The sequence below is a fragment of the Herbiconiux flava genome (genome assembly GCF_013409865.1).
GTDB lineage: Bacteria > Actinomycetota > Actinomycetes > Actinomycetales > Microbacteriaceae > Herbiconiux > Herbiconiux flava.
Window position 1 is genome coordinate 1978160 of the sequence record NZ_JACCBM010000001.1, and the last position, 16223, is coordinate 1994382.

Genomic DNA, 16223 nt, shown 5'->3' on the forward strand with positions numbered 1-16223 from the left:
GGTCGGTGGTCCTGTCGTCGGGCAGAGCGCCCGCGGCGGCGGGCGACGAACAGTATTCTGTCCCAGTCTGGGCGGGGACTGTGCGGTTCCGGTGCCCGGGCCGGTCGAGGCCCGGTCCCGGCTCGATGCGGCGCCCGATGTCGGTGGTCGTGGCTAGGCTCGGAGCATGAGCTCCGCGGCATCGATCGACACCCCCGGCGGGGGAGCGATCGAGGCCAGCCCGCCCATCCTGCACGTCGACATGGACGCGTTCTTCGCCTCGGTCGAGCTGCTCTCGCATCCCGAGCTGAAGGGCAAGCCGGTCATCGTCGGCGGCCACTCGCCGCGCTCGGTCGTCACGAGCGCCACCTACGAGGCGCGGGCCTTCGGGGTGCACTCCGCCATGCCCGTGGGCAACGCCCTGCGCCTGTGCCCCAAGGCCGTCGTGCTCGAGCCGCACATGCACCTCTACCGCGAGTACTCGCGCCAGGTCATGGCACTGTTCCGGGAGGTCACGCCGCTCGTCGAGCCGCTCAGCATCGACGAGGCGTTCCTCGACGTCTCGGGCGCGCGGCGGCTGCTAGGCGAGTCCGACGTCATCGCGCAGAACCTGCGCGCGCGGGTGCTCGCGGAGACCGGGCTGCCCTGCTCGGTGGGCGTGGCGCCCACGAAGTTCATGGCGAAGCTCGCCTCGGGGCGGGCCAAGCCCGACGGCATGCTGGTCATCCGCCCCTCGGAGCTGGTCGCCTACCTGCGGCCGCTGCCCGTGCGGGCGCTCTGGGGCGTCGGCGCGAAGACCGCCGAGCAGCTCGAGCGCCTGGGCCTGCGCACGGTCGCCGACATCGCCGACACCCCCCTCGACGCGCTGGTGCGGGCCGTGGGGGAGGCCACCGGATCGAAGCTGCACGAGCTCGCGCAGGGCATCGACACCCGCTCCGTCGTGCCGGCGAGCCAGGAGAAGAGCGTCGGTCACGAGCGCACGTTCGACGTCGACGAGCGGTCGACCGAGGTGCTGAAGCGCGAGCTGCTGCACCAGGCGAGCCGCGTCGCCGTGCGCCTTCGCGCCGCCGGGCTGATGGGGCGCACGGTCTCGCTCAAGCTGCGCTTCAGCGACTTCACCACCATCACCCGTTCGCGCACCCTGAGCGAGCCCACCGATCTCGGGCGCCGCATCTACGAGGAGGCGATAGCGATCTTCGACGCGGTGGGGTTGCGCGGCGAGGCCATCCGCCTCATCGGCGTGCGGGTCGAGCAGCTCTCCGAGGCCGACGGCACGATGCACCAGCCGGCGCTCTGGGCCGACGAGACGGTGCCGTCCGAGGGCTGGCGCGAGGCCGAGCTCACGATCGACCGCGTCACGGCCCGCTTCGGCACCGACATGGTGCGCCCGGCCTCACTCGTGCGCGCCCCCAAGTCGGGCGAGACCGCCGACCGCAACGGCACCCGCTCCTAGAGCAGACAGCGCGGTCGCGGTCGGCGGCGACCCCTACTTCTGCCGCGCCACCACCACCGAGCGCGGCGCCACGCCCGCCGGCCGCCCCGCGGCCTCGTCGGGCGTCGTCGCCGACGGCCCATGCAGCACCGCGTGCGAGTCGAACAGCACGTCACCGGCCAGCGGCGCCACCTGCGCCACGGTGCCCGCGTCGAGCCGCGCGTCGCCGAGGTTGACGATCACGACGATCGACGGCCGCGACAGCACCAGCCACCGCGCGTCCTCGTCGAACTCGACGTTCACGTCGGCGAGCGTCAGCGACGACCCCGCCGGCAGCGTGCGACGGATCGCCGCGAGCCGCCGGTACACCTCGAGCATCCCGGCGTGCGAGGGCTCTTCCAGCTCGCTCCAGTCGAGCTTCGAGTTCTCGAACGTCGCCGGATCCTGCGGGTCGGGCACGATCGCCGGGTCCCAGCCGTGCTTCGAGAACTCCTCGATCCGGCCCTTGGCCGTGGCCTCGCCGAGGTCGGGCTCCGGGTGCGAGGTGAAGAACTGCCACGGCGTCGACGCTCCCCACTCCTCGCCCATGAACAGCATCGGCGTGAACGGCCCGAGCAGCGTCAGCGCGGCCGCGATGGCGAGCCGGTCGGGCTCGAGCGTGGCCGTGATGCGGTCACCGGTGGCCCGGTTGCCGATCTGGTCGTGGTTCTGCGAGGCCACCACGAGTCGCCACGGAGCCGTGGTGGCGCGGTCGAGCTGCACCCCGTGCTCCTTCTCGCGGAAGCTCGAGTAGGTACCGTCGTGGAAGAACCCGCGCGTCAGCACCTTCGCCAGCGCCCCCACCGAGTCGAAGTCGGCGTAGTAGCCCGCCGTCTCGCCCGTCAGGTTCACGTGCACCGCGTGGTGGAAGTCGTCGCTCCACTGCCCGTCGAGCCCGTACCCGGTGCCCTGGGCATCGGCGGCCCGCGGGTCGCCGTCGCGCGGCAGGAACATCACCGGGTCGTTGAGGTCGCTCTCCGCGACCACCAGCCGCTTCACCCCCGTCGAGGCCGACAGCGCATCGGCCTCGGCGGCCAGCTCGGCCAGCAGGTGCGTCGGGCTGTCGTCGACCAGCGCGTGCACCGCGTCCAGTCGCAGTCCGTCGACGTGGTAGTCGCGCAGCCACATCTGCGCGTTGTCGAGGATGAACCGGCGCACCTCCGCCGAGCCCTCCTGGTCGAGGTTCACCGAGACGCCCCAGGTGTTCTTGTGCGCGTCGCTCAGGTAGGGCCCGTACAGCGGCAGGTAGTTCCCGCTCGGCCCGAGGTGGTTGTAGACCACGTCCTGGATGACCGCGAGCCCGGCCGCATGGCACGCGTCGACGAAGCGGCGGTACGCATCCGGCCCGCCGTAGCCCTCGTGCACCGTGAACCACGCCACCCCGTCGTAGCCCCAGTTGTGCGTGCCGTTGAAGCCGTTCACCGGCAGCAGCTCGATGTGGGTCACACCGATCGAGCGCAGGTGCTCCAGCTTGTCGGGCGCCGACGCCGCGGCCAGCGTCCCCTCGGGCGTGAAGGTGCCGACGTGCAGCTCGTAGATCTCGGCGCTGTCGATGGGCAGGCCGGTCCAGTCGCCGTCCTGCCACTCGTACGCCGAGGGGTCGTCGGTGCGCGAGAGGCCGTGCACGCCCTCGGGCTGGCGGCGCGAGCGCGGGTCGGGGTAGGGGCCCTCACCGTCGAGCAGGTAGCCGTAGTCGACCCCGGGCATCCATTCGACGCCGTCGGCGGGCCTCCACCAGCCGTCGCCGTCCACGGTCATCGGATGCTCGGCCCGCCCGTTCTGGTCGGCGAGCACGAGCTCGACCTTCGTGGCGCGGGGCGCCCAGACGCCGTAGTCGTTCTCGGTCATGATTCGATCCTCTGCAGCAGGGCGACGGGGTAGGTGCCGAGCAGCTCGGCCAGCCGCACCGAGCCGTCGCGGTAGAGCCGGCCGGTCAGCGCGTCGGCGTAGCCGTTCCGCGCCTCGGGCAGCTCGATGGTGGTGTCGTCCCAGCCGCCGTGCCGGGCGAGCCCGATCGGCAGACGGGTGACGACGGTGATGGCGCCGCCGCGGTCGAAGGCGACCGCGTGGCGGGCGGCCGAGCCGCGCGGCTCGAGCGGCGTGTAGCCCTCGAACAGCTCGGGGCGGTCGCGGCGCAGCGTCAGCGCCGAGGTGGTGACGAGCAGCTTCACGGCGCCCGTGTCGTCGGCGCCCTCCTCGAGCACCGGCGGCTCACCGGCCTGGATGTCGGCGAGCAGCGACGCCCGCAGCTCGTAGTCGACCTCGCGCCGGTTGTCGGGATCGACGAGCGAGAGGTCCCACAGCTCGGAGCCCTGGTAGACGTCGGGCATGCCCGTCGTGGTCAGCTGCACCAGCTTCTCGCCGAGGGAGTTCGAGCGGCCGGCGCCCTCGACCGCGGCCACCGCGCTCGCCACGAGGCCGGCCGTGATCTCGTCGTCGTAGACGGCGTCGACGGCGGCGGCCATCCGCTCTTCGAACTCCTCGTCCACATCCAGCCAGGCCGTCGTGTTCCCGGCCTCGCGTGAAGCCTTCGTGGCGTAGGCCTGCGCACGCTCGCGGCTGATCGGCCACGCCCCCACGATCGCCTGCCAGAGCAGGTTCTCGAGCGGTCCGTCGCCGAGCGGGTGCCGCGAGCGCAGCTTCTCCAGCGTGCCGGCCCAGCCGTCGGGCGTCTCGGCGAGCGCCGTGATGCGGGCCCGCACGTCCTCGGAGCGCTTCGTGTCGTGCGTCGAGAGCGTGGTCATGGAGTGCGGCAGCGTCTCGAGCCGGCGCCGCTGCTCGGCGTGGAACCGCTCGGGGCTCCAGCTGAAGTCGTCGGGGTCGGCGCCCACCTCGGTGAGGCTCGTCAGCCGCGTGAAACGGTAGAACGCGCAGTCCTCCACGCCCTTCGCCATCACCATGCCCGAGGTCTGCTGGAACCGGATGCTCGGGGCGGTGCCCGCGCGTCCGAGCGCCTCGGCGACCTCGCGCAGAACGGCGTCGAGGTCGGGGCGGTGGCTCAGCGCGAGCTGCAGCGCCTCGTCGAGGTGCTCGCGGCCGGCGGGGAGGTAGGAGCGGTAGACGGGGAAGCAGGCCAGGAGCTCGGCGAGAGCATCCTGCACCACCGTCTTCTCGGTGGGGGTCGGGAGCCCGCCGGCGCGTTCGATGTCGCGGGCCAGGCGGCGAACCTCGGCCTGCAGGATGCCGTCGGCCACGTCGCGCTTCGTGTCGTGGATCATGGCGCGGTAGCGGTCGGCGGCGGTGCCTGCGGCGGCAGCCCCCTCGGTCGCCGCCCCGTCGCGCAGGGCGACGTCGAGCCGGTCGAGCCCCTCCTCCCCGGAGGGGTCGACGAACAGGCGGTCGATGCCGGCCAGCGCGTCGTAGCCCGTGGTGCCGGCCGAATGCCAGGACGGCTCGAGCGGCTCGTCACCCTCGAGGATCTTCTCGATCAGGATGTACGCCCCGCCGGTCAGCGCACTGAGCCGGTCGATGTACCCGCCCGGGTCGGCGAGTCCGTCGGGGTGGTCGACCCGCAGCCCGTCGACGAGCCCCTCGCGGAACCAGCGGCCGATCTCGGCGTGCGACTCGTCGAACACCCACGGCTCCTCGACCCGGATGGCGGCGAGCGTCGACACGGCGAAGAAGCGCCGGTAGTTCAGGTCGGTGCCCTCGCGGCGCCAGTTCACCAGTTCGTAGCTCTGGCGGGAGTGGACGGTCTGCGCATCCGCCCCGTCGTCGGCCGTGCCGGGAGCGACCGGGTAGCGGTTGTCGTAGTAGGCGAGGATCGTGCGGTCGTCCTCGAGAGTCAGCGCGTCGAGGGTGTCGTCGCCGAGCACCGGCAGCAGCAGACGGCCGTCGCCCGCCTCCCAGTCGATGTCGAAGGCCTCGGCGTAGCGGCTCTCGCGGCCGTTTCGCAGCAGGTCCCACCACCAGGGGTTCTGCGACGGCGTGGCGACGCCGACATGGTTCGGCACGATGTCGACGAGCACGCCCATCCCGGCGTCGTGGGCGGCCTGGGAGAGCTCGCGGAGGCCCTCCTCGCCGCCTCGCGACACGTCGATGCGGGAGTGGTCGGTGACGTCGTAGCCGTGCTCGGAACCCTCCTCGGCCTGGAGGATGGGCGAGAGGTAGACCCAGTCCACCCCGAGTCGCCCGAGGTAGGGCACCAGCCGCGCGGCGTCCTGCAGGGTGAAGTCGGCCGTGAGCTGGAAGCGGTACGTGGAACGGGGGGTGCGCATCCGCTGCCCTCTTTCGTGGTTCGGGGCCCTCCCTAGACCACGGTGGGCGTGATCGGGATGGCCTGCGTCGTCGTGTCGGCCTGTGCTGTCAGAGATGCGGCGACCGAGTGATCGGGCTCCGTCTCGGGCTCCTGATGGACCCGCAGCACCATCATCGATCGTGCCCTGACGTTGACCTGACCGCCAGCGGTGAAGACCTGGGAATCCGCCGCCTCGCCCGCGGTGTCGATCACGGCGTCCCAGGCTTCGCTGTACTCGGCCGACGGCAGGGTGAACTGCTCGTCCTCGTCGTGGGCGTTGAAGTACAGCAGGAAGTTGACGTCGGAGAGGCGCTGCCCGCGCGGGTCGCGGCCGGCGATGCCCTGCCCGTTCAGGAACAGGCCCACCGAGCGCGAGAGCCCGGAGTCCCAGTCCTCCGGCGACATCTCGACGGCATCCGCCGTGAGCCAGACGATGTCGGGCAGGGGCTCGCCCGCACCGCGTCGCACCGGTCGGCCGTCGAAGAAGCGGCTGCGCCGGAAGGTCGGATGCTCCTTCCGGAGCCGGAGCACGGCCGCCGTGAAGTCGATCAGCGGCTGATCCTCCTGGTCCCAGTGGATCCAGGTCAGCGGCGAGTCCTGCGCGTAGGTGTTGTTGTTGCCGAGCTGGGTGCGGCCGAGCTCGTCGCCGTGCAGCAGCATCGGCACGCCCTGGCTGAGCAGCAGGGTGGCGATGAAGTTGCGCTGCTGGCGGGCACGGAGGCCGAGCACCTTCGGGTCGTCGGTCGGGCCCTCGACACCGCTGTTCCAGGAGCGATTGTGCGATTCGCCGTCGTTGTTGTCCTCGCCGTTGGCGTCGTTGTGCTTCTCGTTGTAGCTGACGAGGTCGCGCAGGGTGAAGCCGTCGTGGGCGGTGACGAAGTTGATGCTCGCGACCGGGCGCCGGCCGGAGTGCTCGTAGAGGTCGGCGCTGCCGGTGAAGCGGCTGGCGAACTCGCCCAGGGTGCTGGGCTCGCCGCGCCAGAAGTCGCGCACGGTGTCGCGGTACTTGCCGTTCCACTCCGTCCACTGGGGCGGGAAGTTGCCCACCTGGTAGCCGCCGGGGCCGACGTCCCAGGGCTCGGCGATGAGCTTCACCTGCGAGACCACCGGGTCCTGCTGCACGAGCTCGAAGAAGGTCGACAGGCGGTCGACGTCGTAGAACTCGCGGGCGAGGGCGCTGGCGAGGTCGAAGCGGAAGCCGTCGACGTGCATCTCGGTCACCCAGTAGCGAAGCGAGTCCATGATCAGCTGCAGGGAGTGCGGGTGGCGCACGTTCAGGGTGTTGCCGGTGCCCGTGTAGTCCATGTAGTAGCGCAGGTCGTCCTCGACCAGGCGGTAGTAGGCGCCGTTGTCGATGCCGCGGAACGACAGCGTCGGGCCCAGGTGGTTGCCCTCGGCGGTGTGGTTGTAGACCACGTCGAGGATGACCTCGATGCCCGCCGCGTGCAGCGACTTCACCATGCCCTTGAACTCCTGCACCTGCTGACCGCGGTCGCCGGTCGAGGAGTAGGAGTTGTGCGGTGCGAAGAAGCCGATCGTGTTGTAACCCCAGTAGTTGCTGAGGCCCTTGTCGAGCAGCACGCTGTCGTTGACGAACTGGTGCACGGGCATCAGCTCGATCGCGGTCACGCCGAGCTTCTTCAGGTGCTCGATGATGGCCGGATGCGCGACCGCCGCATAGGTGCCCCGCTGCTCCTCGGGGATGGCCGGGTGCAGCTCGGTGAGACCCTTCACGTGGGCCTCGTAGATCACCGACTCGCTGTACGGGATGCCGAGCTTGCGGTCGCCCGACCAGTCGAAGAACGGGTTGATCACGACGCCGAGCGTCATGTGCGGGGCGCTGTCGTCGTCGTTGATCGAGTCGGGGTCGCCGAAGGTGTACGAGAAGAGCGACTGGTCCCAGTCGATCTCGCCCGCCGTGGCCTTGGCGTAGGGGTCGAGCAGCAGCTTGTTCGGGTTGCAGCGCTGACCGGTCTTCGGGTCGTACTCGCCGTGGACGCGGTAGCCGTAGCGCTGACCGGGCTGCACCTGGGGCAGATAGGCGTGCCAGACGTAGGCGTCGACCTCGAACAGCTCGACCCGGGTCTCGGTGCCGGCGTCGTCGAAGAGGCACAGCTCGACGCGCTCGGCCGCTTCGCTGAACAGCGCGAAGTTCGTTCCGCTGCCGTCGTAGGTGGCTCCGAGCGGGTAGGCGGATCCTGGCCAGGACTGCATCTGGTCTCCTCATGGGTGGTGATGGTGGTGACGTCGTGCGGGGTCGGCCCTTACCGTACCGGGTTCTCGCCGTGCCTCCACATCGGCCGGGCTCGCGTCCCGCTCTGTACCCGCGCCCGCGTGCGCGGTAGCGTTGCGGCATGGCCGACCTCGTGGAATCCCTGACCGACTCCCTCAAGAAGCTGGGCATCGACGCCGCCTACGGCGCCCCCGTCGAGATCGACGGCTCGACGATCGTGCCCGTCGCGCTCGCCTGGTCGGGCTTCGGCGGAGGCACGGGCAACGCCTCCTCGCCCGGCACCGTCACCGAGCGCATCGCCGCGGGTGACGCCGGCGGCGAGGGCTTCGGCGGCGGCGGCGCGACCATCCCGATCGGCGCCTACGTCGCCTCGAACGGCACCGCGGTCTTCCAGCCGAACGTGGTGGCGCTCGCCGCGGTCGCGATCCCCCTCGTCTGGACCACGGGCCACGCCCTGGCCCGCATCATCCGCGCCCTCAAGAAGTAGCCCCGCCCGCCCGACTTGGCCCTTCCCGTCCTTCACCGCGCGTTTTAGAACGGCTAGGGCCAACTCGGTTCCGGATGCGCGGCGAGGGCAGCGCGGACGAGGCGCACGGCCTCGTGTCCACCGGCCGCGAGCTGACGTCTTCGCACGCGGACGACGCGGTAGCCGAGGGCGTGGAGCTCGTCGATGCGGCTGATGTCGCGGTCGTACTGGCGTGCATCCGTTCGGTGCTGGTCGCCGTCGTACTCGACCACGACCCGTGCGTGACGGTAGAGCATGTCGACTCGCGCGACGAAACGGCCCCCGGTCGTTCGGAGCTCGCAGTTCAGGGCGGGTTCGGGCAGGCCGGCCCTCGTGAGGGCCAGACGGAGGCGCGACTCCTGCGGCGAGTCGGATCCCTCGCGCACGAGCTCCGCGGCCCGACGGGCGAGGGTCGCCCCGCGACCTCGGCACTCGCGGCTCCGCTGGACCAGTTCGTCGACCGTGCAGAACGGCCGGCGGAGATCGTCCCGCCGGGACGGGATGCGCACCAGGTGGTCACCAGCCACCACCAGTTCGTCCAGGGTCGACCCGCCTGCGAGCTGTAGCCACGCCGACACGGGGTCGACGACGGGAAGACCTCGGACGGTGCTCCGGGCACAGGCCTGGCAGAGCGCCATCAGGCCGCCCGGCGAGGCGGGGGCGCGGACGCCACGGAACGGGATGTCGAGGTCGCTTCCCCGCAGCCGGGTCTCGCCGACGCCCGCCGAGAGTGCCTCACCGAGGGCGAAAGGCCTTGAGGTGAGGTGGGACGGGAGGTCGATGCGGTGGGACACGACCCGATGATGCCGCGCCCACACGACCCGGACGCGGTTATCCACAGGGGTGGGGCGGGTGCCTATACTGGGGGCACACGGGAGTCCGGTGAGCCGGGCTGAGAGGAAGGTTCTCAACCTTCGACCGTCGAACCTGATCTGGATCATGCCAGCGCAGGGAGGCATCTCACGGTGCGACGGCTCCAGCCGTACGCCCGACCCGTGCCCCTTCCACCGAATGAAAGGGCACGATCAGTGCATTCCACCATCAGCAAGCCCGCGGCCGCCGCCGCGACCCGCCCCCGCCCGACGCTGAAGTGGCGGGTGGTCGACATCGTCATCGCGAGCGTCATCGGCGTCGCCGCCGGACTCATCTTCTGGGTCTGGAACCTCACCTACTCGCCCTTCAGCGCCGGCCTCGAAGCCGTGCTCCCCGGCCTCCAGTCGGCCATCGGCGGCGTGTGGCTGTTCGCCGGCGTGCTCGGCGGGCTGATCATCCGGAAGCCCGGCGCCGCCATCTACACCGAGCTCGTCGCGGCCACCGTGTCGGCGCTCGTCGGCACCCAGTGGGGTGTGCTCACACTCGAGGCGGGCCTCGTGCAGGGCCTCGGCGCCGAGCTCGTCTTCGCGCTGTTCCTCTACGGCAACTACCGCGTCTACGTCGCCGTGCTCGCGGGCGCCGGTGCCGGCCTCGCCATGGGCATCAACGACATCGTGCTCTGGTACCCGGCGCTCGGCGGCGACTTCAAGACGATCTACGTGATCGCCGCGGTCGTCGGCGCCTCGATCGTCGCCGGGCTGCTGTCGTGGCTGATCGTGCGGGCGCTCGCGTCCACGGGGGCGCTCAACCGCTTCGCTGCCGGTCGCGAGGTGACGGCGCGAGAGGCGTCGGCTCGGGCGTGACGCGGGTGACTCGGGTGGCGCGCGGCGAGGGTTCGGGGCCGCTGGGTGCGGTTCCGGATGCTCGTGCCGAGCCGTCCGGGCCCGCCGACGTGGCCCCCGCCGCCGCTGCGCGGGCCACCGCTCCGGCCGCCGCCGCGCGCGGCGCCGAGCTGCGCGCCGAGGGGTGGGGCTGGCGCCACGCCGGACGCTCCGAGTGGGCCGTCCGCGGCCTAGACCTCGCGATCGAACCGGGGGAGCGGGTGCTGCTGCTCGGCGCGTCCGGGGCGGGCAAGTCGACGCTCGTGCATGCCTTCGCGGGCGTGTTGGGCGGATCCGACGAGGGCGAGCAGGAGGGCTCGCTCACCGTGGGCGGCCGCCTCCCCGCCGAGTCGCGCGGCCGCACGGGTCTCGTGCTGCAGGACCCCGACTCCCAGGTCGCCCTCGCCCGCATCGGCGACGACATCGCTTTCGGCTGCGAGAACCTCGGCATTCCGCGCGAGGAGATCTGGCACCGGGTCGGCGAGGCGATGACGGCCGTCGGCCTCGACCTCCCGCTCGACCGCCCGACCTCGGCGCTCTCGGGCGGGCAGAAGCAGCGGGTCGCGCTCGCCGGAGTGCTCGCCATGCGCCCCGAGGTCGTGCTCCTCGACGAGCCGACGGCCAACCTCGATCCCGCGGGCGTCTCCGAGGTGCGGGATGCCGTGGCCGCCGTCGTCCGCGCCTCGAACGCCACCTTCGTGGTGATCGAGCACCGCGTCGACGTCTGGCTCGACGTCGTCGACCGCGTGATCGTGCTCGATCCCGGCGGCGGCGTGCTCGCCGACGGTGACCCGGCTACGGTGCTCCGCGAGCGGGGTGCCGAACTCGCGCGCGGCGGCGTCTGGGTGCCGGGCTTCGACCCGCTCGAGGGGCGACCGGCTCGGCAGGCGCACCCCTCGACGACGGATGCTCGGCCCACCCTGCTCGCCACCACCGACCTCGCCGTCGGCCGCACCCCGGCGACGGTCGCCGCCCGTGGACTCGACCTCGAGGTCGCCCGCGCGTCGGCTCTGGCGCTGACCGGCCCGAACGGAGCCGGCAAGTCGACCCTCGCCCTCACGATCGCGGGCCTGCTCGAACCCGTCGGGGGAATCCTCCGCGCCCTCCCGACGCTCACGGGCGACCCGGCGAGCGACGCGCCGTCCTCGTCCGAGACGGCGGTCGCCGAGCCCGGAACCCGGCGGGTGGCTCGGAGACACCGCCGCGCCGTGCGGCGCGCGCGCCGGTGGGGCGGGGTGGGCGGGAGGCCGCTGGGCGAGCATCCGTTCGCCTGGCCCTCGCGGGAGCTGCTCACCCGGATCGGAACGGTGTTCCAGGACCCTGAGCACCAGTTCGTGGCCGGGACCGTGCGGGGCGAGCTCGAGGTGGCGCTCAAGGCGCTGCGGCTCGAGGCCACCGAGATCGACGCGCGGGTGGCCGAGGTCGCCGGGCGGCTGCGGCTCGACGGGCTGCTCACCGCCAACCCCTACACGCTCTCGGGCGGCGAGAAGCGGCGGCTCTCGGTGGCGTCGGTGCTCGTCGCGCGACCCGCCGTGCTGGTGCTCGACGAGCCGACCTTCGGGCAGGACTCGCGCACCTGGGCCGAGCTCGTGCGCCTGCTCGGCGAGCAGCTCGACCGGGGGACGGCGGTGGTGGCGGTCACCCACGATCGCGCCTTCATCGACGCCCTCGCCGACCGCGAGCTCGAGGTCAGGCCGGCCGACGGGACCCTGTCGTGAGCGTTCTGACCCCGGTGCGCGGCAGCGGGCGCATCTACGCCGTCAACCCGGTGGCGAAGCTGGCGGCGTCGCTGCTGCTGAGCCTGTTCCTGCTCGTGACGGTCGACTGGGTGTCGGCGCTCGTGGCGCTGGCGCTGGAGAGCGTGCTGTTCGTCTGGGCAGGGCTCGGGCCGCGGGCGTTCTTCCGGCGCACGGCCGCGATCTGGATCGCCGCACCGCTCGCCGGCGTCACCACCGTGCTCTACGGGCTGCCGTCGGGCACGGCCTACTTCGAGTTCGGGCTGATCCACGTCACGGAGGGCTCGGTGCAGCTCGCGCTGGCGTCGGCGCTGCGCATCCTCGCGATCGGTCTGCCGGCCGTCGTGCTGTTCGCGACCATCGACCCGACCGACCTCGCCGACGGGCTCGCCCAGGTCGTGAAGCTGCCCAGCCGTTTCGTGCTCGGGGCGCTGGCCGCGCTGCGGCTCGTGGGGCTGTTCCTCGACGACTGGCGGCAGCTCGAGCTGGCGCGGCGCGCGCGGGGGATCGGCGACACCGGCCGCCTCCGCCGCTTCCTCAACCAGGCGTTCGCGCTGCTGGTGCTGTCGCTCCGGCGCGGCAGCAAGCTCGCGACGGCGATGGAGGCCCGCGGCTTCGGCGGCAGCACGGTGCGCACGTGGGCTCGCCCGTCGCGGTTCGGGGCGCGCGACTGGATGCTCGTGCTGATCGGCCTCGCGATCGGAGCGGTGGCGCTCGGCGCCTCGATCGCCACCGGTTCCGTCAACTTCGTGCTCGGGTGAGGGGCGGGCGATGACGGTAATCCTGATCGACGGGCCGAGCGGCTCGGGCAAGACCGTGCTGGCCGAGCGGATGCGCGCCGGCTGGGTCGGCGGAGACCGTCCGACCCTGGTGCACCTCGACGACATGTACCCCGGCTGGGACGGGCTGGAGGCAGCGAGTGCACTGCTCGTGACCGAGCTGCTGGAGCCGCTGCGCGCCGGACGTCCCGCGGGGTGGCGGCGCTGGGACTGGGCGGGGGACACGGCGGCGGAGTGGCACGGGGTCGACCCCGCGCATCCGCTCATCGTGGAGGGCTGCGGGGCGATGAGCCGCCGGGCCGTGGAGCTGGCCGACCTGACGGTGTGGGTCGAGGCCGACGAGGTGGAGCGGAAGCGCCGGGCGCTCGAGCGCGACGGGGAGCTCTATGCGCGGGAGTGGGAGCGGTGGGACGCGCAGTGGCGCACCTTCGTGGCCCGCGAGCAGCCGCGGGCGGCGGCGACGTTCGTCGTGCCGACCTGAGTCGACTTGCTCTGGGCGGGGCGTGAGTCGTCTTGCTCTGGGCAGGGCGAGCGTCGTCGACGGCCCCGGGTCAGCCGAAGCGGGAGGCGATGAAGGCCTCGATGACCGGCACGGGGTGGGTGAGACGCCAGATCGGGCCCGGGTCGCCGATGCGGCCGTCGAGCTCGAGCAGCACGTTCAGGGGGCCGTCGGGCGTGGTGACCGTGACGCTGCCGATCTGCTCGCCCTTCGAGCCGGTGCTGAGCGGCTTGGCGTCGACGTCGTACCGAAGCGGCGACGTGGCCCAGAGCATGCGGCTCTCGGTGCCCATGGCGACGCCGTTCGCGCTCTCGCCCCAGGCGGTGCTGTACGTGACGAAGCTCTGCCCCTCGGTGACGACGGGGGTGGCGCGCACCGTGCTCGCCGCCGTCTCGGTGAGGGTGGTGAGGTCGGCGTCGAGCGTCTCCCAGTCGGGTTCGCGCAGGAACGCGCCGTAGAGGCGCACCGAGCCCTCGGCCCCGGCCGGCGTGACGTCGAGCGCGAAGAGAACGCAGACGCCCGCCTCGTCGGTGTAGCTGCGGGAGAGCATCGTGTAGCCCTCGTCGGCGGCGTAGGCGGCCAGGTTCTCGACCGAGCGGTTGCCGTTCACCGTGACGCTCTCGCTCGCCATGATCTCGGCGAGAGCCGGTTCGGTGCCGGCCAGTGCCGCGATCTGTGCGAGGTCGGATGCGCTGCCGACGTCGCCCTCGGCGAGCCCGGTCGCGTCGACGAGCTGCACGCTCGCGAACCCCTTCTCGGTCAGCCACGCCTGAGCGGCCTCGAGGTAACCATCCATCGAGCCGAAGGCCCAGCGAGCGAGGGCGTCGGCATGGTTGTTGCTCGAACCGAGGAGCATGGCCTCGAGCATCTGGCGCTGGCTCCACTGCTCGCCCGCGATGAACGAGATGGCGCGGGCGCGCTCGCTGAGGTACTGGACGTAGGAGGCGTAGTCGTCGGCCGAGACGGTGACCTGCTCGCCGGCGGCGCCCGCGGCCAGCGGCTTGGCGTCGAGCACGACGAGCGCCGTGATGATCTTCGCCGTGCCGCCGAGAGGCACAGCCTCGGCGATGCCGCCCGAGGCCAGCACGCCGTCGGACTTCTCGGCGACGATGGCGCTCGCGCCCGTCTGCGGCACCGTGGGCGCCCCGGTGGTTCCCGACTCGGCGGCCGCGTCGCCGACGGAGGCCGTCGCGGCGGGCAGCGGGCCGACCAGCGTCGCCGGACCGTAGACGCCGACCGCGAGGATGACGAACACGCCGACGACGATCACGACGGCGCGGAGGGCCTTGCGCGCGGGGGATGCTGCCATGGCATCAGGCTAGGGGCGACCGCCGACAGCGCGGGGGAGGGACGCGGGCGTCCGGGTAACGATGTGCTGTGAAGCCGCTGGACCTGGAGCGCCGCTCAGCCCCAGCCGAGCTCGTGCAGCTTCTCGTCGTCGATGCCGTAGTAGTGGGCGATCTCGTGCACGAGGGTGACGTGCACCTGATCGCGCAGCTCCTCGACGTCGTCGCAGATGGCGAGCAGGGGCTCGCGGTAGAGCGTGATGCGGTCGGGCATCTCGCCGAAGCCGTACTGGCCGCGCTCGGTGACCGCGACGCCGTCGTAGAGGCCGAGGAGGTCGAGGCTGCCGTCCTCGGGCCGGTCGTCGACGACGAAGACCACGTTGTCGAGCCCGTCGAGCATGTCGTCGGGCAGCTGATCGAGTTCGTCGCCCACGAGCGCCTCGAAGTCGTCGGCGGTCATCTCGAGCATCCGGAGCCCCGTTCATGGTGCAGAGCAGGCCGGCACCCGGCGACCTGCATGGAGTGACGATGGGTGGATACGACGATGGCCCGGCGTGAACCGGGCCATCGTGGCGGCTGTCGGCCGCCGGTGGGGTGAATAACGGGACTCGAACCCGCGACATCCGGCACCACAAGCCAGCGCTCTACCAACTGAGCTATATCCACCATGCGCCCCGTGATCGAGATCGTGGGGCAACGACAAACGAGTCTATTACATATTGGAGCCGAAGTCGCGCACGACGTCGGCGGAGATGGTCTTGAGCTCGATCGAGGTCGGCCCGGGCTCCTGAATGAAGACGGCCTTGCGGTAGTACTCGAGCTCACGGATGGACTCGAGGATGTCGGCCAGGGCGCGGTGCCCGCCGGCCTTCTCGGGCGCGTTGAAGTAGACGCGGGGGAACCAGCGGCGGGCCAGCTCCTTGATCGACGAGACGTCGATGCTGCGGTAGTGCAGGTGGCCGTCGACGCGCGGCATGAACTTGGCGAGGAACATGCGGTCGGTGCCGATGGTGTTGCCCGCGAGCGGCGCCGACTGGGCGGCCGGCACGTGCTTCAGGATGTACTCGAGCACCTGGTACTCGGCGTCGGCGAGGCTGACGCCGTGCGGGATCTCGTCGGCGAGGCCGCTGGTGGCGTGCATGTTCGTGACGAAGTCGTTCATGTGCTCGAGCGCGGAGTCGTCGGGCTTGATGACGATGCTGAAACCCGGGTCGACGAGGCTGAGATCGAAGTCGGTGACGACCACCGCGACCTCGACCAGTTCGTCGACCTCGAGGTCGAGCCCCGTCATCTCGCAGTCGATCCACACGAGACGGTCTGAGGAAGAACTCATGCGAGAAGTCTAGGGCCGGGCGCCGACACCGGGCGGGCCGACCCCCGACCCGCGGCGCCTTCTAGACTGGCGGCGATGACTACCGCACTCGCCGTCCTGCTGTTCGTGAACGCCGCCTTTAACGTGATCGTGTGGCCGCAGTTCTACAAGCGGGTGAGCCGCGACACGCGGGCCCGCGATGCGGCGGGCAAGCCGACGACGTTCCTGATCGTGCACGCGGTGCTGATCGCGATCGCACTGGTGATCGCCGTGGTGTCGGTGATCGCGGGGATCGCGGCTCTCGCCGGAGCCTGAGCTCGTCGCTCGGGCCGGGAGCAGACCGGTCGCTCGCTGGTCGGCCCGGTCGGTCGGCCCGGTCGGCTCGGTGCGCCGGTTGCCGACGGGTGTGCCCCTGGCTGGATTCGAACCAGCGACAAACGGATTAGAAGGCCGGTGCTCTATCCACTGAGCTACAGGGGCGACCCGAAAAGC

14 protein-coding genes and 2 tRNA genes are annotated in these 16223 nt (G+C 71.6%); 7 read left to right on the top strand and 9 right to left on the bottom strand.

Annotated features, from left to right (window positions below):
- Positions 1-166: 166 nt before the first annotated feature.
- The gene (locus BJ984_RS09580; RefSeq protein WP_179547824.1) at positions 167-1432 is read left to right on the top strand and encodes a DNA polymerase IV; all 1266 of its coding nucleotides are present in this window, start codon (positions 167-169) and stop codon (positions 1430-1432) included.
- Positions 1433-1465: 33 nt separating this feature from the next.
- Here BJ984_RS09580 and treZ read toward each other — a convergent pair whose 3' ends face one another.
- From treZ to glgX, 3 genes are read right to left on the bottom strand one after another with little or no spacing between them, the layout of a single operon-like run.
- Entirely contained in the window at positions 1466-3298 is a 1833-nt protein-coding gene (gene treZ, locus BJ984_RS09585) for a malto-oligosyltrehalose trehalohydrolase (protein ID WP_179547825.1), read from the bottom strand.
- Positions 3295-5667, bottom strand: coding sequence for a malto-oligosyltrehalose synthase (treY, locus tag BJ984_RS09590; protein WP_179547826.1), 2373 nt, complete (start codon positions 5665-5667; stop codon positions 3295-3297). Before treY ends, treZ begins: the two co-directional genes overlap by 4 nt.
- A 32-nt stretch (positions 5668-5699) precedes the next feature.
- A complete protein-coding gene (gene glgX, locus BJ984_RS09595) occupies positions 5700-7901 on the bottom strand; it encodes a glycogen debranching protein GlgX (RefSeq protein WP_179547827.1) in 2202 nt (733 codons plus the stop codon).
- Between the two features lie 140 nt (positions 7902-8041).
- Between glgX and BJ984_RS09600 the strand changes: the two genes are divergently transcribed.
- The gene (locus BJ984_RS09600; RefSeq protein WP_173183783.1) at positions 8042-8407 is read left to right on the top strand and encodes a hypothetical protein; all 366 of its coding nucleotides are present in this window, start codon (positions 8042-8044) and stop codon (positions 8405-8407) included.
- Between the two features lie 53 nt (positions 8408-8460).
- Here the strand turns inward: BJ984_RS09600 and BJ984_RS19080 are convergent, their stop codons facing one another.
- Entirely contained in the window at positions 8461-9219 is a 759-nt protein-coding gene (locus BJ984_RS19080; protein WP_179547828.1) for a DUF559 domain-containing protein, read from the bottom strand.
- Positions 9220-9453: 234 nt separating this feature from the next.
- Between BJ984_RS19080 and BJ984_RS09610 the strand changes: the two genes are divergently transcribed.
- The 4 genes from BJ984_RS09610 to BJ984_RS09625 all read left to right on the top strand — a co-directional run bounded on the left by BJ984_RS09610 (position 9454) and on the right by BJ984_RS09625 (position 13115).
- Positions 9454-10101 (top strand): ECF transporter S component, encoded by a 648-nt coding sequence (locus tag BJ984_RS09610; RefSeq protein WP_271206490.1) that lies wholly within the window; start codon positions 9454-9456, stop codon positions 10099-10101.
- 89 nt (positions 10102-10190) lie between these two features.
- Positions 10191-11837, top strand: a complete 1647-nt coding sequence (locus BJ984_RS09615; RefSeq protein ID WP_179549407.1) for an ABC transporter ATP-binding protein — start codon at positions 10191-10193, stop codon at positions 11835-11837.
- The gene (locus tag BJ984_RS09620) at positions 11834-12616 is read left to right on the top strand and encodes an energy-coupling factor transporter transmembrane component T family protein (RefSeq protein WP_179547829.1); all 783 of its coding nucleotides are present in this window, start codon (positions 11834-11836) and stop codon (positions 12614-12616) included. The genes BJ984_RS09615 and BJ984_RS09620 overlap by 4 nt, the downstream gene beginning before the upstream one ends.
- Positions 12617-12626: 10 nt before the next feature.
- The gene (locus BJ984_RS09625; protein ID WP_179547830.1) at positions 12627-13115 is read left to right on the top strand and encodes a nucleoside/nucleotide kinase family protein; all 489 of its coding nucleotides are present in this window, start codon (positions 12627-12629) and stop codon (positions 13113-13115) included.
- Positions 13116-13185: 70 nt separating this feature from the next.
- Here the strand turns inward: BJ984_RS09625 and BJ984_RS09630 are convergent, their stop codons facing one another.
- The 4 genes from BJ984_RS09630 to orn all read right to left on the bottom strand — a co-directional run bounded on the left by BJ984_RS09630 (position 13186) and on the right by orn (position 15752).
- Complete coding sequence (locus tag BJ984_RS09630) at positions 13186-14442, bottom strand: D-alanyl-D-alanine carboxypeptidase family protein (RefSeq protein ID WP_179547831.1); 1257 nt, start codon at positions 14440-14442, stop codon at positions 13186-13188.
- A gap of 95 nt (positions 14443-14537) precedes the next feature.
- Positions 14538-14888, bottom strand: a complete 351-nt coding sequence (locus tag BJ984_RS09635) for a metallopeptidase family protein (RefSeq protein WP_173183788.1) — start codon at positions 14886-14888, stop codon at positions 14538-14540.
- Positions 14889-15009: 121 nt separating this feature from the next.
- A tRNA-His gene (locus BJ984_RS09640) sits at positions 15010-15085 on the bottom strand.
- Between the two features lie 46 nt (positions 15086-15131).
- A complete protein-coding gene (gene orn, locus BJ984_RS09645) occupies positions 15132-15752 on the bottom strand; it encodes an oligoribonuclease (RefSeq protein ID WP_179547832.1) in 621 nt (206 codons plus the stop codon).
- A 75-nt stretch (positions 15753-15827) separates the two neighbouring features.
- On the opposite strand from orn, the gene BJ984_RS09650 reads away from it, so the two are divergent.
- On the top strand, positions 15828-16046 hold the full coding sequence (locus tag BJ984_RS09650) for an SCO4848 family membrane protein (protein ID WP_179547833.1): 219 nt from the start codon (positions 15828-15830) through the stop codon (positions 16044-16046).
- Between the two features lie 92 nt (positions 16047-16138).
- On the opposite strand, the gene BJ984_RS09655 is transcribed toward BJ984_RS09650, so the two are convergent.
- Positions 16139-16211: transfer RNA gene (locus tag BJ984_RS09655), tRNA-Arg, on the bottom strand.
- Positions 16212-16223 lie beyond the last annotated feature (12 nt).